Genomic DNA, 19,467 nt, shown 5'->3' with positions numbered 1-19,467 from the left:
CCGGGGGCGGACCGCCGCCCGCCGGTGATCCTGGGAGAGATGCCTCACCTGTTTACGGAGGCGCTGCAGCTCGTCGAAGCTGGGCGCCATGTCCTAGTCGCGGCGCCGCAGCCCTTTTCGGCCCAGCAGATCGCTACGCTTTTGGCGGCAAGGCAGCCCCGCCAGGCCGTGTTTCTCTGGAGCGAGCGGCGCTATCATCCCGCCTACCGGCTGCTGACGGGCCTTGCTGCCTCGGACGAGGCCGCGTGGAGGCCGCGATACGTCCGGCAGACCTACCTGGGGCGCGAGCGCCCTTCGGGCTCGTTGCTGCGCTGGCGGACGATGGAGAGTCTGGCTGTGGTCCTGGGGCTGTGCGCGGACGAGCCTCAGCGCCTAAGGGCGGCCGCGAGCGAGAACCCCTCGCGGGGCGCCATCGACTACGTCTCGATTTCCATCGAGTTCACTGACAGCAAGGGATTCCTGGAGGTCGGGCTGGGAGAGGCCATCGGGCGCCAGGAGGCGACGATTGCCGCCCATGACCGGCGCGCCTGCATCGACGAACTGAACCCTTCGGTCCCGATCCGCATCGCCGACGATGACGACTTTACGCCGCGCGCGGCCCGCTCGGTGCTCTGTCCGGCGCCATCGGCGCGCGAACTGGCGCGGCTGCAGTGCCTGGCGTTCCTTGAGGCGACGGCTAGCCTGGCGCGAAGCCAGGCCGAGGCGGCGCTGTGGCTCAAGGCGAGCGCCTGCTGGCAGGCTATCGAGGCCTCGCTTGCGGCGCGGGGGCTGCCGGTCGAGGTCGTGGAGCCGACCGGGGCACTGCGCGTCCTCAAGGGCCGGGGGCTTACCGCCCCGGCCCCCATGCCGCAGCTGCGGGTCGTCGGCTGAGTCGCGCCGGCGGTGGCCGGCATGGCGGCCGCATGCTACCTTCGGGGAAAGTCCCGGAGGTGGAAGGCATGCAAGCGCAGACCTGCGGCGCCGGCCTCGCAGCGCACTCGGCGCTGCCGCGACAGATCGGGGCGGTGGCCGCGGCGATGTCGGAACTGCTGCGAGTGCACACCCTGGCCCTGGACTCTCTGGAGGAGGCGGGCCGGCGCGAGGCGGAAGCTTACACGAGCCTCTCCCGCGCCTATGAGGACATCGCGAGCCGGCTGTGGTCTCTTGCCGACGAGGCCGAGAGCTACGCCTCTCTGGCTGCGGCGCAGCACGACATGGCATTCATGAGAGGGTCGCGGCCGCTCGAGGCCTTCGAGGCGCTGGTGCGGACGAAGAGGGACCTGGCGGCGCTCCTGAGCGCGAGCGCCCCGGGTGAAGAGACGATGCTGGCGGAGATGCGCAAGGCGAGCCAGCAGTCCTGAGGAAGGCAAAAAGACGCCGGACGCGGGTCCGGCTTCTCCCGATGTTGAAGGCGGCCGCTTAGCGGCGCTTGGGCTGGGGCTTGAGGGCGAGGTTGCCGACGGCGGCAGGAGCGGAACGGGCGACCAGGCGGGGCCGGAGGGGTTGAGGGGCGTTCTCCGCATCGACCAGCTCCTCTCGGAGCACGGTTACGTCGTCGGGGGCGGCGATGCCGAGCTTCACCCTGTCGCGTTCGACGCCAAGCACCATGACGGTGATGTTGCCCTGGATGATGATCGATTGGTCGATCTTGCGCGTCAGGATGAGCATTTTCCGACCTTCCTCAAGCAGAAACGGGCCGGAGACGGCCCTGGCGTCTTGCCTCTGCTAAATAGTCGGCAAGAATCGGCGCCAGAGTAGTGTCTGGATGGAGGAAATCCTCTGCTCCGAGGCTCAGAGCCAGTTAGCGGCGAAGGCGCGCAAGGCGGCCGGCGTGAAGGGCTTGGTAAGGACCGCGTCCGCCTCGTCCGCGGCCTCCAGCCGGCGGCCGGTGAGGTAGACAATGGGGATGGAGGCGGTGCGCCGGTCGGCGCGCAACCGGCGGGCAAGGTCCTCGCCGGCCATCCCCGGCAGGCCGAGGTCCAGGAAGATGAGGTCGGGCGGGGCGCGCTCAATCTCGGCCAGGGCCGAGGCGGCGTCGGCCGCCGGCACCACGCGCCAGCCGTCCCGCTCGAGGGAGGCGCTGGCCAGCGAGCGTATCACGGGCTCGTCGTCCACAACGAGAATGGTCTTCATCGGGGTGTCTGCCACTGGAGTCCCTGGCCGGGCAGCGTGGCCATGAGTGCCCGGGCGCTGTCCGCCGCGCCGGCGTCCACGCAGTCGCGGAAGGTGGCGTAGATCGAGCGGTCGAGGATGTCGACGCCAAGGTCGTTGAGGTGGTCTTCGAAGTCCTTGCGCAGGCGGATGAGGCGTTCGAGGCGCGAAAGGTAGAAGGAGCCAAGGCCTCCGTCCTTCCGCGAAGGACGCGGCGATACCGATTTCATTGTCTGTCTCCGTGGTCCGCGGGCTTACCGCCGCGGCTATGTCCTCGCCGGGTGCCTGAAGGCGGCCAGGGCGGCTAGTCCGCTGAGGCCTCCACCGGCACGTGGTCGAAGCCGACGATGCCCTTCTTCAGCGCGTAACGGATGAGGTCCGTGCGGTTGCGGGCGTGGAGCTTGCTCATGATGTGCGCGCGGTGGGCCTCGACCGTCTTGACGCTTATGAACAGGGCCTTCGCGATCTGCTGGTTGGAGTGCCCTTCGGCGATCAGCTGCAGGACCTCCCGCTCGCGGCTGGTGAGGAGGTCGTAGCCGACCCGGCCGTCGTTGCTGCGGAGCTGCCAGAGGTAGTCCGTGAGGTCGCCGTCGCCAATGCTGGAGCTGAAATAAGGGTTGCCACGGTGCACGGCCTGGATGCCGAGCAGGAGTTCGTCGACATCGGACTTCTTGACGACGTAGCCGGAAGCGCCGGCCTTGAGGGCGCCGGAGATCTGCTCGTCCTCCATGTAGCCAGTGAGGATGAGGACCTTGGTCTTGGGCAGACGGCGCCGGATCTGGCGCGTGGCCTCGATGCCGTTGAGGCCGGGCATGACGGCGTCCATGAGGACGACGTCCGGCTGGAGCTTCTCGGCCATCTCGACGGCGTCGCGGCCGTTGGCGGCGTCACCGACGACGACGACACCGGCCTGGGCCTCGAGGAGGTAGCGCAGGGCCTGCCTGAGTACGGCGTGGTCATCGACGATGAGGACGCGGATGGGCGCCGTGCCTGCGCTGGCCTGATTCCAGGCCGGACCCTGGGCTTGCCTGAAGGTGGCGGGGTCGCCGGGGGACGCGGTGGGAGTGGATGCGGCGGGGATGCGGTTCATGTCTCCTCCCTGGAGGTTCCTTCCTGCGGGGCTCAGGGCTGGCCCGAGCTGCGGAACGCCTGTTCGCGCAGTTCGCTGTATATCACGATTCCGAATCGGCCAGCAAGCGAGATTCGGTGACTGGCGGGAACGGGCGCGCTCCGCCCACGCCCGTTCCCAGCAAGTCCTCGCTAATCATGGAACTGAAGGCCCCGCCAGCCCTGAGCTCAGCCGAAGGGTAGAAGCGGTCGTAGTCATCCAGGACGGCGGGGTGTTCGCGCTCGGCGCCGCAGAAACGGCAGCGCCCGGGCACAATGCCCTGGTGTGGCTGACCGAGGACCCAGCGGTGAGTGCAGCGGGCGTCTTCGGCGGGGTCGTGTCGTTCCATGACGGCATGAGGATATGGGCCCTTAAGGGAGGCCATACATAGGGGAATCCCCTACGTTTCCCCTAGGGGAACCCTGATTTTCTTAGGGGCTCTTAGGGGAGGCGCACCGGGCTGCTGCGCGGTCGCGAGCCGGAGCCGTCCCTTGCGCTTAGCCGGTCCTACTTTCGGGCCTGACGACGGCTGATCGGCCCTAGCGGGCCAGGCCTGCGCGCCGGAGGCTGCGTCGCAGGTTGCCCATGACCACGGCGCTGAGCGCGACCTCGTAGCCCTTATTGGCGGGGCCCTCCGGCACGCGGGCGAGGGCCTGCTCCAGGTTGTTCGGAGTGATGACGCCGAAGATGGCGGGCACGCCGGTGTCCTCGCCGACCTGGGCGATACCGCGGGCGGCCTCGCGGTTGATGTACTCGTTGTGGTCGGTCTCTCCTTTGATGACGCAGCCGAGGCAAATGACGGCATCGAAGCGGCCGCTGAGGGCGAGCTGACGGGCAGCGTAGGCGAGTTCGAACGATCCAGGCACCCAGGCGATGACGGTCCCGGCCTCGGGGACGCGGCATTCGGCCAGCGCCTCGAGCGCGCCGGCCAGGAGGCGCTCCGTGACGAGCGTGTTGAAGCGCGATACGACGACAGCGATCGAGAGGCCGGAGCCGTCGAGGTCTTCGGGGATAACCTGCATCCTGTAGTGCAGAGTACCGACTGCGGAGGCCAGAGAACAGGGAGCAGGAGCAAGAGGGAGAGCGTGGCTGCAGACGGCGAGCACTGGCCAGAGTGGCGGCGGCGTGGGTAGACTCAGGCAAAGCGTTCGCGGTCTTTGGAAGCGAGGCGGGATGAGCATCGGACGGATTCACCACATTGCGCTCGTGCTGCACGACCTCGACGCGGGCATCCGGTTCTACCAAGACAAGCTGGGTTTGCACCTGGACAAGGTCGAGACCGTGGAGGAGCAGGGAGTAAAGGCGGCCCTGCTCTCGATGGACAACGTGGAGATCGAGCTGCTGGAGCCGCTGTCGGAGGAGAGCGGCGTCGGGCGCTACCTGGCCCGTCGCGGCGAAGGGCTGCACCATGTCTGCTTCACGACCCCGGACATCCGGTCGGAGATGGCGGAGCTCAAGGCGCGAGGCGTGGAGCTGCTGGACACGGAGCCGCGCTACGGGCTGGCAGGGCTCATCTGCTTCATGCACCCGCGGGCGCACGCGGGGGTGCTGGTGGAGCTAGTGGAGATGGCGGATTAGGCCGCCGGCTTCGAGATGCCCCTTCTCCTGGACCACGTGATCATCGCTGTGGCCGACCTGCAGGCAAGCGCCGCGGCGCTGGGCGCGGCCCTGGGGCGCCGCCCGTCCTGGCGGGGACGCCACCCTTCGTATGGGACGGCGAACGTGCTCTTCCGGCTGGAGAACGCCTATGTCGAGCTGCTGGCGCCGGACGCCGGCGCGAGCGAGACTGCGCAGTCGCAGGCCTGGACGGGGTCGCTGGGGAGGTTCCTCAAGGAGCGCGGGGAGGGCTTGTTCTCGGTCGCCCTGCAGACCGCGGACGTGTCCGGCGAGGTGAGCCGGGCGCGAGGGAGGGGCCTGGCGGTCGAGGAGCCGCTGCCGGGCAGCGGGGTGGACCTTGACAGCGGGGCGACGCGGGAATGGGTAAACGCGCGCATCCCGCCGGAGGCCACGCGGGGGACGCGCTGCTTCTTCATCGAGCACCGCTCACCACCGTCGGCGCTGCCGCCCGCGGCGCCGGCCGCGGATACGGCCGCCGCGGTCTCGAAGGTGGCCGCAGTCGTGGCGTTGTCGTCCGAACCCGAGGGCGCCAGGAGAATGTGGCGGGAGGTCTTTGGGCTGGGGGAGGAGGCGGCGCCGGACTGGTGGCGCTTCAGTCTTGGCAACGCGTATCTTCTTCTTCAGGCAGGAGAGTGCAGGACGGCCGCGGAGGGACAGCCCGACTGCTGGGAAGCGGCGGTGCTTGGCGTCGCCGACCTGCAGAAAGCGGCGCAAAGGCTCGCGGGAGCGGGCCTGGCGACGGCGCGGGCTTCGCTCGGCGGCTTCGAGGGTGTTGCCACGTCCGTCTGCGGCGCAAAGCTCCTGTTCGTGGAGGACAAGTGACGAAGAGGCTGGTGGAGCTGAGCATCCTTACGGGCGACCTCGAGGGCGCCGCGGCCGCCTGGGCAAAGGCGTCCGGCGTGAGGTTGGACCTGGGCGCCGGCGAGGGCCAGGCGACGGTCGGTGGCGTGCTGCTGCGGTTCCTTTCGCCGGCAGCGGGACGGCAGGCAGCCGAGTTGGTCGCCTCGCGCGGCGACGGGATGTACGAACTGGTGGTCGAGGTCGACGACGTCGTCGAGACGATGGCCGGCCTGCGCGCAAAGGGCGTAGACGTGTCCGGCGTTGAGCTCGGTGAGGGCGGCCGGCGCGAGATCAGAATAGACCCCGCCTCGAGTCATGGCGTGCCGATAAGGCTGGTGGAGAAGAGAGATGCCTGACAGGCCCATCCGAGTGCTGGTGGCGAAGCCCGGTCTCGACGGTCACGACCGGGGGGCGAAGATCATCGCGCGGGCGTTCCGCGATGCGGGCATGGAGGTCATATACACGGGGATACGGCAGACCCCGGAGATGATCGCCGAGGCGGCGCTCCAGGAGGACGTCGACGTCATCGGGCTCTCGATCCTCTCGGGGGCGCACATGGAGTTGTTCCCGCGGGTGGTGAACGCCCTGAGGGAACGCGGGATCTCGCCCGACGACGTGCTGCTAATCGCGGGCGGCATCATCCCGGACGACGACATCCCTGCCCTGAAGGCGCTGGGGTTCAAGGCTATCTACGGGCCGGGCTCGGACACGCGCGAGATGATCGAGTTCGTCCGCCACAACGTCAAGGCTCTTGCCTGACGAAAGCGCCGTTCGCGGCCTGGTCGAGCGCCTGCTCGCAGGCGACCGCCGCGCGCTGGCGCGCGTGCTCTCGATGGTCGAGAACGACACGCCCGGCGGCCGCGAGGCGATGCGCCTCCTTTATCCCAGCACGGGACGCGCGCACACGATCGGTATCACCGGGCCTCCCGGTTCCGGCAAGAGCACCCTGACGTCGGCGCTTGCGCGCGAGTACAGGAAGCGCGGACAGACAGTCGGCATTGTCGCCGTCGACCCGACCAGCCCGTTCACCCGCGGCGCGATCCTGGGCGACCGCATCCGCATGCAGGACCTCTCCGGCGACCCCGGCGTATTCGTGCGCAGCATGGCCAGCAGGGGCGCGATGGGGGGCCTGGCGCCGGCGACCCAGGAGGTGGTGGCCGTCCTCGACGCCGCTGGCAAGGGCGTGATCATCATCGAGACGGTGGGAGCCGGACAGGACGAGGTGGACGTAGCGGCCGCGGCGCTGACGACCCTGGTGGTGTTTCCGCCATCCTCTGGCGACGACATCCAGGCGATGAAGGCCGGGATCGTGGAGATCGCGGACATTTTCGTAGTGAATAAGGCCGACCTGCAGGGGGCTAACGCGACGGTGATGCACCTGGAATCGCTGGCGGGCTACCTGGCGCCCGGCGTGCGGCCGGCGCCGGTGTGTCGCACGGTCGCCAGCCGCGGCGAGGGAGTGGTCGATCTGCTGCAGGCGATCGAGGAGCACCGCGGGTGGCTGGAGTCGTCCGGCGTCCTCGAGGAGCGGCTCCGGGAGCGGGCGAAACGGCAGCTGCTGACGGCGATGCGTCAGCTCATCGAGGAGAGGGCTGTCGAGCGCGCGGGAAAGGACCTGGAAGCGGCGGCGGAAAGCGTCTACGAGCGGAAGATAGACCCGCGCTCGGCAGCGCAGGCCTTGCTGGACCGCTGAGCCGGTCGAAGGGTCCGCCGCAGCACCTTCCCGCGGGCCACTCGAAGGATACCGGCGCCCTCTTCTGCTGGAGGACGGGACGGGCGGGCTGCGCAGTGACGGGGTATCGAAGAGCAAGGCGCGACCGGTGCCAGGGAATGATGGCGGACGTGACGATCAGGCGGGCTGGAGGGCGGGGCGGCTGCCCGCGGCCATCAGAGGGATACCGGAGCGCAGGAGTTCGAGGATGGAGGGCAGGGCCTTTAGGGCGGCCTGCTCGCCGGCGATGGCGTAGGAGTCGGCGTGGCGGCTGAAGTCGCGCCAGTGCCAACGGCCGAGGCCTGGTCGGATGACAACGTTGGCGGCGCGCAGGGAATAGCGATGAAGCTGCCAACGCTGAATTTCACGGACGCGGCCGAGCACGCTCATGACATGAGGCCTGCCACCGCGCAGGGGCCAGGGAAGAGGCCCGGGCTCGTCCTCAGCTGGAGCCTCGCTGAGGTCGACGGCGATAACGAAGTCGGCGCCGAGCGAACGGGCGGCGTCGACGGGGACGGGACAGGAGATGCCGCCGTCCATGAGGTAACTGCCGTCGATCTGCACCGGCGGGAAGACGCCGGGGATGGCGCATGACGCCTGGACGGCGAGCCAGAGCGGGCCGCTCGTGAGGGTTACGCAGGCGCCTTTCGTCAGGTCCGTGGCGACGGCGGCAAACGGCAGCCACAGGTCTTCGAAGCGCAGTTCGGCGCCGGCCTGCTCCAGGAGCTCCCGCAGGCCGCGGTCGCTCCAGACGGCGGCCCGGGAGATGCGCCAGCGGCGGACGTGGCGGTCGGCGCCACGCATGCCTTCCTGGATGTGTTCGAGGTCGAACCCGGCGGCGTAGAGGGCGGCGATGATCGAGCCGATGCTCGTGCCGCTCACAACGTCGACTGGTATGCCATTGTCGCGCAGGACGCGGAGGACGCCGACGTGGGCGAAGCCCTTGCTGCCGCCGGCGCCGAGGGCCACGCCAACACGCGGCCGGCGCCGGCCCTGGGCCTGGCGATGGAGGATGCGGACCACGCTTCGAGCCTAAGTGATGGCCGCTGACGGCTACGCCGCAGGATCGGCGCGATGCGTTAAGGGTGGGTGACGGCCCGCGCTTGGCCTCGAGGCGGGGTAGGGGGAAGCCTGGCGCAGAGACGCTTGCCGCGCGCTTGCGCCTTTGCGTAGCCTGAGGCACAACATCATGTCCGCCGGGCCGGCGGTCGCTCTGGGAAGGCAGTCCGCTTGGCGCCGGAGTGGCTCTGGATACCTCTGACCGTGTGGGCGGGTTTCGCCCAGACGCTGCGGAACGCCGCCCAGCGGCACCTGGTCGGCCAGGTGGGCACGCTGGGGGCGACGCTCGTCAGGTTCCTGTACGGCCTCCCCTTCGCGGCGATCTGGTTCCTCGTGGTCCTCATGCTCCGCGAGGCGAGCGTACCGGGCGTCAGTCCTGCCTTCGTGGCCTGGGTGGTCGAGGGCGGCGCCTGCCAGATCGTGGCCACGGCGCTGCTCCTGAGGGTGATGGCCGACCGCAATTTCGGGCTGGGCGTGGCTTACTCGAAGACGGAGCTGGTTCAGGTGACGGTGTTCGCGGCCGTGTTCCTCGCGGACCCGGTGACGCTGGCGACGGTGGTGGCGGTAGGGCTGGCAACGCTGGGCGTGCTGATGCTATCGCCGGTGGAGCCGTCGCGGCCCTTGGCCTCGTTCGTGACGGGTTGGGCGAGCCGCCCGGCCCTGCTCGGGTTTGCCTCGGGGGCCGGGTTCGCGCTGGCCGCGGTCGGCTACCGGGGCGCGGCGCTGGAACTGGATGCGCCGTACGCGCTGGCGGCAGCGTACACGTTGCTCTGGGCGCAGACCGTACAGGTGCTGCTACTCGGCGGCTGGCTTCTGCTGCGCAATCTGCCTGTGCTCGTGGCCCTGGCGCGCGAGTGGAGGACATCTGCGTTCGCGGGGTTCATGGGGACGGCGGCTTCGGCGGGATGGTTTACGGCGATGGCGATCGAGCCGGTGGCGCACGTGCGGACGCTAGGGCTGGTGGAGCTGCTGTTCAGCCTGGCGGTGGCGCGGCGATTCTTTCGAGAGCGTCTGACGGGGCTGGAGGTGGTCGGCGTGGGGTTGCTGGCGGTGGGGTTGGTGGTAATCACGCTGTCCGCCTAGCAACCTCAGCGGACCGACCCCTGGGGTTCCAAGCCGCGCCAATGCGACAGCCCGGGGCGCCAGGGCTCAGGCTAGGGGCCGGGCGCGAGGCGTCACCACCAGACCTTCGAGTCGATATCGGCGGGGAGGTCTGAGTAGTCGGTCGTCCAGAGGTTCGTGGAGAGGTACTTCCAGCCGCCGTCGGCCATGAGCATGACGATGTTGCCGCGCTCGAGGCGCGTGGCGTAGCGCTGGGCGACGCGGAGGACGGCGCCGGAGGAGATGCCGGCGAAGATGCCTTCCTTCTCCAATAGCTCCTTGGTGGCGGCGAACGAGTTGCGGGAGTCGACTACGATGCGGCCGTCAAGGACGGTTGGGTCGAAGACGGGCGGGATGAAGCCTTCCTCCAGGCTGCGCAGGCCCTGCACGAGGTCGCCGGGATGGGGGGCGGCGGCGATTACCTTCACCGAGGGCTTCATGTCCTTGAGATAGCGCCCGGTGCCGGTGAGGGTGCCGCCCGTGCCGAGGCCGGCGATGAAGACGTCGACCTCGGGGAGGTCGCGCAGGATCTCGGGGCCGGTCGTCTCGTAGTGGGCGCGGGGATTCGCCTGGTTGCCGTACTGGTAGAGCATCACGTAGCTCGGGTCCCTGGCGGCGATTTCCCGGGCGACCTCGATGGAGCCGTTGGTGCCCTTGAGGCCGGGCGAGTAGATGATCTCGGCGCCGTAGGAGCGCAGGAGGTTGGTGCGTTCGTCGCCGGCGTTGTCGGGCAAAACGACGGTGAGCTTGTAGCCCTTGAGCTTGGCGACGAAGGCGAGCGAGATGCCGGTGTTGCCGCTGGTTGGCTCGAGCAGCTTCTGGCCCGGCTTCAGGATTCCATCTCTCTCCGCCTGTTCGACCATGAACTTTGCGATGCGGTCCTTGACGCTGCCGGTAGGGTTGTAGCCTTCGAGCTTCGCGAAGAAGCGCACGTCGGCGGACGGGCTGAGGTTCGGCAACTCGACCAGGGGCGTGTTACCGACGGCGTCCAGGAGGGAGCGGTAGAGGGTCATGGGTGGGGGGTTGGGATCTGGACGATAGGGCGCGGGCGCGGGTTGGCATCTCTGACTCGCGCGTCCACGGCCCCGGCTCTAAAGCCCAAATCCATGTCCTATCCGCCCGCCAGCGCGGGAAGGATGGAGAGTACGTCTCCATCCTTCACGGGTGTCTCGAGGGACTGGAGGAAACGAATGTCCTCGTCGTTGATGTAGATGTTGACGAAGCGGTGGAGGGAGCCATCGGGCTGGGTGATCTGGCTCTTGAAGCCCGGGTAGCGCCTCTCGATGCTGTCCAGCAGCTCGCCGACCGTCTTGCCCTCACCCTCCACGGACTTGGCGCCGACGATTCGCTGGAGCACGGACGTGACCTTTACCTCGACAGTCAAGCGGTAGGCTCCTCCTAGGCAATCGTTGCTGCGTTGGCGCTCTCTTTGGCCCTCTGCTCGCTCTCAGGGAGCTCGATGTGCACCGGCGCCGTGCCGCAGAACTCGTCGTAGTCGATGAGCTCGGTGACCGTGGGGTTGTCGCCGCAGACCACGCAGTTGGGGTCGCGCCGAATGCGCACCTGTCGCACCTCCATGGCGAGGGCGTCGTAGAGGAGCAGGCGGCCGTTCAGCGAGTCCCCGATCCCGAGGATCAGCTTAAGGACTTCCGTAGCCTGGATCGAGCCGATGGTGCCGCAGAGGGCGCCGAGCACACCGGCCTCGGCGCAGGACGGCACCATCCCCGGCGGCGGCGGGGCAGGGTAGAGGCAGCGGTAGCAACCCTTGCCAGGCAAGTACACGGTCGCCTGGCCGTCAAAGAGCAGGATCGACCCGTCGACCAGCGGCTTCTTGAGGAACACGCAGGCGTCGTTCACCAGATAGCGGACGGCGAAGTTGTCGGCGCCGTTCACGACGATGTCGTACTGGCCAATGATCTCCAGGGCGTTGTCCGAGGTCAGCGGCACCCCATGCGTGATGACGTTGACGTCCGGGTTGTAGGCGTTCAGCGTCTCCTTCGCCGACTGCACCTTCGGCTTTCCGATGTCGTCGTTCTGGTGCAGGATCTGGCGCTGCAGGTTCGACAGGTCGACGACATCGAAGTCCACGATGCCGATGGTGCCGACGCCGGCCAGCGCCAGGTAGAGGGCGACGGGGGAACCGAGCCCGCCGGCGCCGATGATCAGCACCTTCGAGTCGAAGATCTTGCGCTGACCGATGCTCCCGACCTGGTTCATGATGATGTGCCGCGAGTAGCGGGTGACGCGCTCGGGCGTGAGGGCAAGGGAGTCGCGTGCCCGGTTGTCGTCCGTCATCTCGTATTACCTCCCGCGAGTGCTGGTATGACCGCCACCTGGTCCCCGTCGGCGAGGCGGGTGTCGGGGCCGTCAAGGGTGCTGATCTCCTTGTTATTCACGTAAATGTTGATGTGCCGCGGGATGCCGCCGTGCTCGTCGCTGCAAAGGTTGCGGAAGCCCGGGTACTTCTCGTCCATGCGCGCGAGCAGGTCGGCCACCGTCGCCGCCTCGATCTCGACATTCGTGCGGTTGCCTGTGAAAGACCTGAACGGAGTCGGGATATATACGTTCACCGGCATCGCTGCTCTCTCCGCCGCCGCGGTAGTGCTCTTGCTGGCCCCGTCTCCTCCCGGGCCGGGGGCGCTGTATCCGTTACCGCGGCGGATATCCATTCAATACTGCGGGCTAAAACCCGCAGCTTCAAATCCACATCGGCGCTGAAGCGGCGGGCTTTAACCCTTACTACAGATGCAAACCGCTGGCCCACGCCTGGGCGGGAGGGTGTGTGCCTTCATCACATGTTCACGCTGAGGTAGCGCTCGCCGGTGTCGGGGAGCACTGTCACTACACGCTTGCCTTCGCCGAGGCGTTTGGCGACTTGGAGCGATGCCCAGACGTTGGCGCCCGCGGAAATGCCGACGAGGAGCCCCTCGGTACGCGTCAGCTTCCTCGCTGTGTCGATCGCGTCCTCGTCCTTGACGGCGATGAGTTGGTCGTAGATGTCGCGGTTGAGGACGCCCGGTACGAAGCTGGCGCCGATGCCCTGGATGGCGTGCAGGCCAGCCTTGCCGCCGCCGAGCACCTGCGAGCGCGCTGGCTCGACGGCCACCACCAGCAGGTCCGGCAGCGCGCGCTTCAGGACCTCGCCGACGCCCGTGATAGTGCCGCCGGTGCCGACGCCCGCGACGAAGGCGTCAAGCCGGCCGTCGGTGTCACGCAGGATTTCCTGGGCCGTGGTGCGGCGGTGGACCTCCGGGTTGGCCGGGTTCTGGAACTGCTGGGGCATGAAGTAGCCCTTGTTCTTGCGGACCAACTCCTCTGCCTGAAAGACGGCGCCGGTCATGCCTTCGATCGCCGGCGTGAGCATGAGCTGAGCGCCGTAGCGCTGCAGCAGCTTGCGCCGCTCGGTGCTCATGTCGTCCGGCATCGTGAGGATGAGGCGGTAGCCCTTCACGGCGCACACCATGGCCAGCCCGATGCCCGTATTACCGCTCGTCGGTTCGACGATCGTGTCCCCGGGTTTGATCAGGCCGCGCTGCTCTGCATCCTCGATCATGGACAGCGCGATGCGGTCCTTGACGCTGCCGGCGGGGTTGAGAGACTCCATCTTGCCGAGGATCTCGGCGTAGCCAGCCGGGCGAACGCGGTCCAGCCTGACCAGAGGGGTGTTCCCCACCAGGTCCAGCACGCTGTCCGCGATGCGCTCTCCTGTCCTGATCAAGCGAACTACCTAACCTCCTCACATTCGAGCATGAGCATCAGGGCCTAGATTGCGTAGCGGGGAATGCCCGCTTCGCGCTCCTTTTCCTTTTCTGCCAGGTCGGCGATGGTGATACGGTCCAGGATCTGCATTGTCGCACGGTGGACCTCGTCCCAGACGTCATGCAGGGAGCAGTGCGTCGACTTCGGGCAGCCCGCCGGGTCGTCCAGGCATGAGATCGGGGCCAGGGAGCCTTCGAGGGCAATTACGGCCTCGCTGAGCTTGAGGTCGTGTGGGTCGCGGATGAGGGCATGGCCGCCTTGAGGCCCACGCACGCTGCGGATGATGCCGGCGCGCCGGAGCGAGGTCAGGAGCTGGTCCAGGTAGGGCTCCGGGATGGACTGGCGGGCGGCGATGAGGGCGCTCTGCACCGGGCCCTCACCGAAGTGACGGGCGAGTTCGATGAGCGCACGCACGCCGTAGTCGCCCTTCATGGAGACTTTCACGCACGGCCTCGTGGGAATTGTTGACAAAGCATAAATGTTTACCGACTTCGTCAACAATTATACACGAACGCTGAACCTCGTCTCTCCCCGGCGCTTCAGTTAGACTCGCGGCAAATGGCCTCGTCCGCGGCGCTCAGCCTCTTCCCCGAGCTCGACCGCGACCTGCGCACCTACCGGCAGGGGGTGCTGCCCCATCAGGACATCGCGGCCCTGGTGGAGCAGGGCCACTTGCACGCTGACCCGCCGATCGAGCCGGGGCAGTTGCAGCCGGCGAGCGCGGACCTGCGCCTGGGCCCGGTCGCGCACCAGGTGAGGGCCAGCTTCCTCCCGGGGCCGAGGCAACGGGTAGGGGAGGTCTTGCCGGAGCTCACGCTCGATACGCTTGACCTGAGCCAGGGTGCGGTGCTGCAGACCGGCGCCGTCTACGTCATCCCCCTCCTGGAGGGCTTGGCGCTCCCGCAGCACCTGATCGCGAAGGCGAACCCGAAGAGCACCACGGGGCGGCTGGACGTGTTTACGCGCCTCATAGTCGACTACGCGGAGCAGTTCGACCGGGTGCCGAAGGGGTACAAGGGCCCGCTGTACGTGGAGGTGGCGCCAAAGACGTTCAGCGTCCGGGTGCGGACGGGCACGCGGCTGAACCAGATGCGCTTCCTGCGCGGCGTGCCGGCGCAGCGGGATACGAGCCACAAGGCGGCGCGCGAAGAGCGCGCCCTGGTGTTCGACGAGAACGGCGAGCCCATCCCGGCATCAGTGCACAGCGGGCTCTGGTTTTCGGTCGATCTAAAGGGGCCGGGCGACGACGGCCTCATCGGCTGGCGGGCGCGGCGGCACGCGCCGGTCATCGACGTCGAGAAGGTCGACTACTACGAGCCGGCGGAGTACTGGGAGCCGCTGTTCCGCACGGAGCAGCGGCAAATCATACTCTCGCCGCAGGAGTTCTACATCCTGGGGTCAAAGGAACGGGTCCGAGTGCCGCCGAATTACGCGGCGGAGATGGTGCCCTACGACCCTTCCGTGGGCGAGTTCCGCGTCCACTATGCCGGCTTCTTCGACCCCGGCTTCGGGTTCGGCGAGGTGCAGGGGACGCGGGCGATCCTCGAGGTGCGGACGCACGAGATCCCGTACCTCCTGCGAGACGGCCAGCGCATCGGCCGCCTGATCTACGAACGGCTCCTGGCGGAGCCGGACAAGCTCTACGGCACGGGGGCCGGCTCCTCCTACCAGCACCAGCAGTCGGGGCTCGGCAAGCAATTCAAGCGCGCACTGCGGCCGCGGCCGTAGGGCGGCTGCCTTGAGCTTCCTTCGCACGGCGTTTGCCTCGGAGCTGCTGCTCGTGGCCGAGATCGGCCGCCGTTCGGAAGGACTGCAGGCGCGGCTTACGGATCCGGCAGAGTGGGAAGCGACTCCAGGAGGAGCCGTCGGGCTCCGAGAGGGCCTAGACGATGTTCATGGGGTCATCGTTGAAAAGGTGCCCCATCTTTTCGGCCTTGGTCTGGAGGTAGCGCGCGTTGTGCTCGTTGGGCTCGACGATGATCGGCACGCGCTCCACCATGCGCAGGCCGTAACCCTCCAGGCCGGCGCGCTTGCGGGGGTTGTTGGTCAGGAATCGGATGTCGCGAAGGCCGAGGTCGACCAGGATCTGCATGCCGATCCCGTAGTCGCGCCGGTCCGCGGCGAAGCCGAGCGCCTCGTTGGCTTCCACTGTGTCGAGGCCACCGTCCTGGAGCTGGTAGGCCATGAGCTTGTTGTGGAAGCCGATGCCGCGGCCTTCCTGACGCATGTACACCACCACGCCCCGGCCCTCCTGGGCGATCATCTCCATCGCGCGGCTCAGCTGCTCGCCGCAATCGCAGCGCATGCTGCCGAAGACGTCGCCGGTGACGCACTGGCTGTGCATGCGCACCAGCACCGGTTCCGGAGTGGTGATGTCGCCCATTACCAGCGCGACGTGCTCGTCCGGGTCGATTACGCTCCTGTAGGCCAGGGCCCTGAAGGTGCCGAAGCGCGTCGGCAGGCTGGTCTCGGCTACCCGTTGCACTAGCTTGTCGTGCCTGAGGCGGTAGGCGATGAGCTGTTCGACCGTGATGATCTTGAGGCCATGCTTCTGGGCGAACTTTTTGTGGTCTGGCAGGCGCGCCATCTCGCCATCGGCGCGCATGATCTCGCACAGCATCCCGGCCGGGTACAGGCCGGCGAGCTTACAGAGGTCGACCACGGCCTCGGTCTGGCCGGCGCGGACCAACACGCCGCCGTCGCGGGCGCGCAGGGGAAAGAGGTGGCCGGGCATCACCAGGTCGTCCTTCGTGGTGTTCGGGTCGAGGAGGACCTTCACGGTGCGGGCGCGGTCGGGCGCGGAGACGCCGCTGGTGACGCCGTAACGCGCGTCTACGGGGACGGTGAAGGGGGTGCCGAAGTGCTCCGTGTTCTCGCCCTGGTTCATCGGGATGCCGAGCTCGGCTACGCGCGCGGCGGTGAGCGAGATGCAGATCAGGCCGCGGGCGTGCGTGGCCATGAAGTTGATGTGCTCCGGCGTCACGAACTGGGCCGGCATGGCGAGGTCGCCCTCGTTCTCGCGGTCCTCGTCGTCGCAGATGATCACCATGCGGCCGGCGCGGAACTCCTCGATGGCCTCTTCGACCGTGGCCATCACATTGTCGGGTTCCTTCTTCTGCTTCTTCGTTGCAGCGACCATTGCTTCTCTGCTCCGCCTCGCCGGCCTCAAGCGGCCGCGCTTCGCCCTAAAGCCCCTTCGGCAGGACGGGCCCTGCCTGCAGGCGGGCGAAGGCCTCGCCGATGCCCTCCAGGTAGCGCTCGTCCAGCAGCTGCTCCACGTAGCGAGCGATGATATCCGATTCCAAGTTTACGCGGTCGCCGGGCTTCCGGCTCATGAGGTTGGTGTGTTCTTGCGTGTACGGCACGAGGCCCACCGAGAACGTCGTCTCGTCCTTCGCGATCACGGTGAGGGAGATGCCGTCAACGGCGACCGGGCCCTTGACGATGATGTAGCGCAGGATCTCGGGCGGGGCGTTGAAGCGGGCGATGACCGAGTGCTCCGCCGGGGTGAAGGAGTGTAGCGTGCCGGTGTGCTCGATCACGCCGCGGACGAGGTGGCCGCCGATCCGGCCTGCGAGGGTGAGGGCGCGCTCCAGGTTCACGAGGTCGCCGGGCTTGAGGTCGCCGAGGTTGGTGCGCGCGTAGGTCTCGTCGATGATGTTGGCTTCGAAGCCGTCCTCGTCGAAGTAGACCGCCGTGAGGTCACAGCCGTTGACGGCTATGGAATCGCCGAGGTTGGTGCCCCAGGTGACCTTCTTGGCGTTGATCACGATGCGGCCGGGCCTGTGCTCTCGGACCGACCCCACCTCTTCGACGATGCCTGTAAACAACTGCCCCCTCGAATCCGGGACTTAGTGTCAGTGTGACACTAAGTCCGCTGTAAGATTAGTTGTGCGGCCCCGACGGCGTCAAGCCGGAGCTCGATGAGTTCATCGACGCGCCCGGATATGGCAGCGGCCTGAAGCCTGGCCGCCGCTGCCAGCGATGTGCGCCTCGAATGCGCCTTCCCGCGGCTCGCGAAAGGCCTCGATAGGCCCGTCGTTGACGTCCCCGATCCCTCCTCTCCTCTCCGGGCTCCCGCGTGCAAGCGCACCTTCGCCTCGGTGTCACAGTCGGTAGTCGAGCGGCGCATTCTCCGGTCCCACGCGCAGGAGCCGCCGGCCGAGGACCTGCGGGGGCGCGACACCATCCCGTCGATTCTACCGTCCCGGGTACAGCGGGTAGCCAGTGATCAGCACGTCGTCGCCGAGGCGGTCGACGATGAGGTCGCGCATCGTGATCGCGTCCGCCATGCGGTCTGCGCCAACCCCCGCGACGGGGCCGGCGGCGGAGGCGGCGCCGATGATCTTCGGCGCGATCACCGCGTGCAGCTTGTCGACGAGGCGTTGGTCGAAGAACGAGCCGAGGAGCACGCCGCCGCCTTCGACGAGGAGTGTCAGGATGCCGCGGCGGCCCAACTCGTCCAAGAGGTGTGGCAGGGAGACGCGGCCGTCGGGCGCGGACTGAAGTTCGACGACCTCCACGTTCTCGCGCCCGACGGACGAACGCCAGGTTGAGGGAGCGGCGGTGGTGGTGGCTACGAGGGTGCGGGCCGGTGGCGCGAGGACGCGTGCCTCAGCGGGCGTCCGGCCGGAGGAGTCGACGACCACGCGGAGGGGCTGGCGCTCCGCCTCGACCCCGCCCGGACGGGCGGTGAGCTGCGGGTTGTCGATGAGGACGGTGGAAACGCCGACCATGATGGCGTCGATGCGCGTGCGCAGCGCGTGGGCCCAGATGAGGGTCGCGGGCCCGCTGACCCAGCGCGAGTCGCCAGAGGCGGCGGCGATCTTGCCGTCGAGGCTGGCGACGAACTTCGCGACCACGAATGGGCGGCCGGTGGTCCGGTGCTTGAGGTAGCCTTCGAGAATGCGGGACGACTCCGCCGCGCCGTCGCCGGTCTCGACCGCGACGCCGGCGGCGACGAGGGCGTCGCGGCCGGCGCCGGAGGTACGGGGGTCGGGGTCGACGAGCGCGAAGACGACGCGGGCGACGCCGGCCTCGATGAGCGCGCGGCTGCAGGAGAGGCGCGGACTGCCCGTCTCCGAGGAGACGTCATGGGCGCAGGGTTCGAGCGTGACGTAAACGGAGGCGCCGCGGGCGGCCTCGCCGGCCGCCAGCAGGGCTGCTATCTCGGCGTGGGGAGTGCCGGGGCCGCAGTAGGCGCCCTCTCCCACTATGACGCCATCGCGCACGACCACGGCGCCGACCGGGGGGTTCGGCGCCGTGCGTCCGACGGCGGCGTCCGCCAGCTCCAGGGCGCGGCGCATGAAGGGGGAAGTAGTCGTGTTCACGTGCGAGCGCCGGTGTGGCGCCTCCTCCGCGGAAGTAAGGCGAGGATAGCCGCCGGCGGGCTTAGGCGGCAGCGCCCTCAGTCAATCTCGTAACGGACCGTGACCGTAATGTTCACCTGGAGCTCGCCGGTCTGGATCGGCGTGGAAGTGTCGCCCGTGCGCGGCGCGACCAGCGCGCTTGCCGGTAGGGGCACAGGGCCGCCGCCCTCAGTGATCGAGACGGGCTTGCCGAGCTTCACGCCGGCATCTCTGGCCAGCTGGTCCGCCTTGGTCTTCGCTTCGGCGAGGGCCTTCGCGCGCGCCTCTTCGCGCAGCTTCGTCGGGTCGTCGATCGTGAAGCTGATGCCGCGCACGACGGCGTTGTTGCCGCCGGCGCGAGTGGCGTCATCGAGCACCTTGCCGGTGGTGTCGATCTTGCGGACTTTGATCGAGAGGACGTTCGTGACCTGGTAGCTGCGGACCGCGCCGCGGCCTGTGGGCGAGAAGTCGTACTGAGGCTGGATGTCGAACTGAGTGGTCTGGATGTCCTTGTCGGCGACACCGTTCGCCTTGACGGAGTCGATGACAGCCTGGGCGCGCTGGGCCGCGGTCTCGCGCGCGTCGGCGACGTTGGCGGCTTCGGCCTGGACGCCAAGCGTGATCAGGGCGATGTCCGGTACGCCGAAGGCCTGGCCGGTGCCGGTCACGGTGATACCAGACGCCTCCGCGCCAGGGGTGTTCACGACGGTATCGCCCTCGCTGCAGGCGGTGGCCAGGAGGGCCACGGCGCCGACGAGCAAGGCGACGATCTGTTTCGCTGACATCTCTCCTCC

Annotated in this window: 25 protein-coding genes and 1 pseudogene; 9 read left to right on the top strand and 17 right to left on the bottom strand. The window is 68.3% G+C overall.

Going from position 1 to position 19,467, the window contains the following annotated elements; all coding sequences use genetic code 11:
* On the top strand, positions 1 to 870 hold an 870-nt coding region (locus VNN10_10890; GenBank protein HXH22528.1), incomplete at its 5' end, for a hypothetical protein.
* A gap of 68 nt (positions 871 to 938) precedes the next feature.
* Entirely contained in the window at positions 939 to 1,340 is a 402-nt protein-coding gene (locus VNN10_10885; GenBank protein ID HXH22527.1) for a hypothetical protein, read from the top strand.
* 58 nt (positions 1,341 to 1,398) lie between these two features.
* Here the strand turns inward: VNN10_10885 and VNN10_10880 are convergent, their stop codons facing one another.
* The 6 genes from VNN10_10880 to ribH form a co-directional block, all read right to left on the bottom strand.
* Positions 1,399 to 1,647: a carbon storage regulator gene (locus VNN10_10880; protein HXH22526.1), complete on the bottom strand. Its 249-nt coding sequence runs from the start codon at positions 1,645 to 1,647 to the stop codon at positions 1,399 to 1,401.
* 123 nt (positions 1,648 to 1,770) lie between these two features.
* Entirely contained in the window at positions 1,771 to 2,112 is a 342-nt protein-coding gene (locus tag VNN10_10875; protein HXH22525.1) for a response regulator, read from the bottom strand.
* A complete protein-coding gene (locus VNN10_10870; protein HXH22524.1) occupies positions 2,109 to 2,360 on the bottom strand; it encodes a hypothetical protein in 252 nt (83 codons plus the stop codon). Before VNN10_10870 ends, VNN10_10875 begins: the two co-directional genes overlap by 4 nt.
* 74 nt (positions 2,361 to 2,434) lie before the next feature.
* Complete coding sequence (locus VNN10_10865; protein ID HXH22523.1) at positions 2,435 to 3,220, bottom strand: response regulator transcription factor; 786 nt, start codon at positions 3,218 to 3,220, stop codon at positions 2,435 to 2,437.
* Between the two features lie 82 nt (positions 3,221 to 3,302).
* Positions 3,303 to 3,587, bottom strand: coding sequence for a hypothetical protein (locus VNN10_10860; GenBank protein HXH22522.1), 285 nt, complete (start codon positions 3,585 to 3,587; stop codon positions 3,303 to 3,305).
* A gap of 190 nt (positions 3,588 to 3,777) precedes the next feature.
* Entirely contained in the window at positions 3,778 to 4,260 is a 483-nt protein-coding gene (ribH, locus tag VNN10_10855) for a 6,7-dimethyl-8-ribityllumazine synthase (GenBank protein ID HXH22521.1), read from the bottom strand.
* A 151-nt stretch (positions 4,261 to 4,411) separates the two neighbouring features.
* Here ribH and mce point away from each other — a divergent pair, with 151 nt between their 5' ends.
* The 5 genes from mce to meaB are packed head-to-tail and all read left to right on the top strand — an operon-like array spanning position 4,412 to position 7,388.
* Positions 4,412 to 4,816, top strand: coding sequence for a methylmalonyl-CoA epimerase (gene mce / locus VNN10_10850; GenBank protein ID HXH22520.1), 405 nt, complete (start codon positions 4,412 to 4,414; stop codon positions 4,814 to 4,816).
* A 15-nt stretch (positions 4,817 to 4,831) separates the two neighbouring features.
* Positions 4,832 to 5,677, top strand: coding sequence for a VOC family protein (locus VNN10_10845; protein HXH22519.1), 846 nt, complete (start codon positions 4,832 to 4,834; stop codon positions 5,675 to 5,677).
* Complete coding sequence (locus tag VNN10_10840) at positions 5,674 to 6,051, top strand: hypothetical protein (GenBank protein HXH22518.1); 378 nt, start codon at positions 5,674 to 5,676, stop codon at positions 6,049 to 6,051. The genes VNN10_10845 and VNN10_10840 overlap by 4 nt, the downstream gene beginning before the upstream one ends.
* A complete protein-coding gene (locus tag VNN10_10835; protein ID HXH22517.1) occupies positions 6,044 to 6,454 on the top strand; it encodes a cobalamin B12-binding domain-containing protein in 411 nt (136 codons plus the stop codon). The genes VNN10_10840 and VNN10_10835 overlap by 8 nt, the downstream gene beginning before the upstream one ends.
* The gene (meaB, locus tag VNN10_10830; GenBank protein ID HXH22516.1) at positions 6,447 to 7,388 is read left to right on the top strand and encodes a methylmalonyl Co-A mutase-associated GTPase MeaB; all 942 of its coding nucleotides are present in this window, start codon (positions 6,447 to 6,449) and stop codon (positions 7,386 to 7,388) included. The genes VNN10_10835 and meaB overlap by 8 nt, the downstream gene beginning before the upstream one ends.
* A gap of 156 nt (positions 7,389 to 7,544) precedes the next feature.
* On the opposite strand, the gene VNN10_10825 is transcribed toward meaB, so the two are convergent.
* Positions 7,545 to 8,429 carry a patatin-like phospholipase family protein gene (locus VNN10_10825; protein HXH22515.1) on the bottom strand — a complete coding sequence of 295 codons (885 nt, stop codon included), beginning with the start codon at positions 8,427 to 8,429 and terminating at the stop codon, positions 7,545 to 7,547.
* A gap of 207 nt (positions 8,430 to 8,636) precedes the next feature.
* On the opposite strand from VNN10_10825, the gene VNN10_10820 reads away from it, so the two are divergent.
* Entirely contained in the window at positions 8,637 to 9,548 is a 912-nt protein-coding gene (locus VNN10_10820) for an EamA/RhaT family transporter (GenBank protein HXH22514.1), read from the top strand.
* A gap of 92 nt (positions 9,549 to 9,640) precedes the next feature.
* Here VNN10_10820 and VNN10_10815 read toward each other — a convergent pair whose 3' ends face one another.
* From VNN10_10815 to VNN10_10790, 6 genes and pseudogenes are all read right to left on the bottom strand, one after another.
* Complete coding sequence (locus tag VNN10_10815; GenBank protein HXH22513.1) at positions 9,641 to 10,579, bottom strand: cysteine synthase family protein; 939 nt, start codon at positions 10,577 to 10,579, stop codon at positions 9,641 to 9,643.
* 98 nt (positions 10,580 to 10,677) lie between these two features.
* Positions 10,678 to 10,950 carry a ubiquitin-like small modifier protein 1 gene (locus VNN10_10810; GenBank protein HXH22512.1) on the bottom strand — a complete coding sequence of 91 codons (273 nt, stop codon included), beginning with the start codon at positions 10,948 to 10,950 and terminating at the stop codon, positions 10,678 to 10,680.
* A gap of 92 nt (positions 10,951 to 11,042) precedes the next feature.
* Positions 11,043 to 11,861, bottom strand: a pseudogene (gene moeB / locus VNN10_10805) (molybdopterin-synthase adenylyltransferase MoeB).
* A complete protein-coding gene (locus VNN10_10800; protein ID HXH22511.1) occupies positions 11,858 to 12,142 on the bottom strand; it encodes a MoaD/ThiS family protein in 285 nt (94 codons plus the stop codon). The pseudogene moeB and the gene VNN10_10800 overlap by 4 nt, the downstream one beginning before the upstream one ends.
* A 215-nt stretch (positions 12,143 to 12,357) precedes the next feature.
* Positions 12,358 to 13,284 carry a cysteine synthase A gene (cysK, locus tag VNN10_10795; protein HXH22510.1) on the bottom strand — a complete coding sequence of 309 codons (927 nt, stop codon included), beginning with the start codon at positions 13,282 to 13,284 and terminating at the stop codon, positions 12,358 to 12,360.
* A 44-nt stretch (positions 13,285 to 13,328) separates the two neighbouring features.
* Positions 13,329 to 13,769, bottom strand: a complete 441-nt coding sequence (locus tag VNN10_10790) for an Rrf2 family transcriptional regulator (protein ID HXH22509.1) — start codon at positions 13,767 to 13,769, stop codon at positions 13,329 to 13,331.
* A gap of 114 nt (positions 13,770 to 13,883) precedes the next feature.
* Here VNN10_10790 and VNN10_10785 point away from each other — a divergent pair, with 114 nt between their 5' ends.
* On the top strand, positions 13,884 to 15,053 hold the full coding sequence (locus VNN10_10785) for a 2'-deoxycytidine 5'-triphosphate deaminase (protein ID HXH22508.1): 1,170 nt from the start codon (positions 13,884 to 13,886) through the stop codon (positions 15,051 to 15,053).
* Between the two features lie 154 nt (positions 15,054 to 15,207).
* On the opposite strand, the gene VNN10_10780 is transcribed toward VNN10_10785, so the two are convergent.
* The 4 genes from VNN10_10780 to VNN10_10765 all read right to left on the bottom strand — a co-directional run.
* Positions 15,208 to 16,464: a bifunctional 3,4-dihydroxy-2-butanone-4-phosphate synthase/GTP cyclohydrolase II gene (locus VNN10_10780; protein HXH22507.1), complete on the bottom strand. Its 1,257-nt coding sequence runs from the start codon at positions 16,462 to 16,464 to the stop codon at positions 15,208 to 15,210.
* A 46-nt stretch (positions 16,465 to 16,510) separates the two neighbouring features.
* On the bottom strand, positions 16,511 to 17,155 hold the full coding sequence (locus tag VNN10_10775; GenBank protein HXH22506.1) for a riboflavin synthase: 645 nt from the start codon (positions 17,153 to 17,155) through the stop codon (positions 16,511 to 16,513).
* Between the two features lie 369 nt (positions 17,156 to 17,524).
* The gene (gene ribD / locus VNN10_10770) at positions 17,525 to 18,655 is read right to left on the bottom strand and encodes a bifunctional diaminohydroxyphosphoribosylaminopyrimidine deaminase/5-amino-6-(5-phosphoribosylamino)uracil reductase RibD (GenBank protein HXH22505.1); all 1,131 of its coding nucleotides are present in this window, start codon (positions 18,653 to 18,655) and stop codon (positions 17,525 to 17,527) included.
* A 77-nt stretch (positions 18,656 to 18,732) separates the two neighbouring features.
* Positions 18,733 to 19,467, bottom strand: a 735-nt coding sequence (locus tag VNN10_10765) for an SIMPL domain-containing protein (protein ID HXH22504.1), incomplete at its 5' end; no start/stop codon positions are given.

It is taken from the genome of Dehalococcoidia bacterium, assembly GCA_035574915.1.
Lineage (GTDB): Bacteria > Chloroflexota > Dehalococcoidia > DSTF01 > WHTK01 > DATLYJ01.
Note: the sequence above shows the minus strand (reverse complement) of the source record. Positions and strands in the feature narration are given on the sequence as shown.

Bases quoted from the DNA above. Each gene is read 5' to 3' on its own strand.
- VNN10_10885 (HXH22527.1), top strand. From the start codon at position 939: ATGCAAGCGCAGACCTGCGGCGCCGGCCTCGCAGCGCACTCGGCGCTG.
- VNN10_10880 (HXH22526.1), bottom strand. From the start codon at position 1,647: ATGCTCATCCTGACGCGCAAGATCGACCAATCGATCATCATCCAGGGC.
- VNN10_10875 (HXH22525.1), bottom strand. From the start codon at position 2,112: ATGAAGACCATTCTCGTTGTGGACGACGAGCCCGTGATACGCTCGCTG.
- VNN10_10870 (HXH22524.1), bottom strand. From the start codon at position 2,360: ATGAAATCGGTATCGCCGCGTCCTTCGCGGAAGGACGGAGGCCTTGGC.
- VNN10_10865 (HXH22523.1), bottom strand. From the start codon at position 3,220: ATGAACCGCATCCCCGCCGCATCCACTCCCACCGCGTCCCCCGGCGAC.
- VNN10_10860 (HXH22522.1), bottom strand. From the start codon at position 3,587: ATGGAACGACACGACCCCGCCGAAGACGCCCGCTGCACTCACCGCTGG.
- ribH (HXH22521.1), bottom strand. From the start codon at position 4,260: ATGCAGGTTATCCCCGAAGACCTCGACGGCTCCGGCCTCTCGATCGCT.
- mce (HXH22520.1), top strand. From the start codon at position 4,412: ATGAGCATCGGACGGATTCACCACATTGCGCTCGTGCTGCACGACCTC.
- VNN10_10845 (HXH22519.1), top strand. From the start codon at position 4,832: ATGCCCCTTCTCCTGGACCACGTGATCATCGCTGTGGCCGACCTGCAG.
- VNN10_10835 (HXH22517.1), top strand. From the start codon at position 6,044: ATGCCTGACAGGCCCATCCGAGTGCTGGTGGCGAAGCCCGGTCTCGAC.
- VNN10_10815 (HXH22513.1), bottom strand. From the start codon at position 10,579: ATGACCCTCTACCGCTCCCTCCTGGACGCCGTCGGTAACACGCCCCTG.
- VNN10_10800 (HXH22511.1), bottom strand. From the start codon at position 12,142: ATGCCGGTGAACGTATATATCCCGACTCCGTTCAGGTCTTTCACAGGC.
- VNN10_10785 (HXH22508.1), top strand. From the start codon at position 13,884: ATGGCCTCGTCCGCGGCGCTCAGCCTCTTCCCCGAGCTCGACCGCGAC.
- VNN10_10780 (HXH22507.1), bottom strand. From the start codon at position 16,464: ATGGTCGCTGCAACGAAGAAGCAGAAGAAGGAACCCGACAATGTGATG.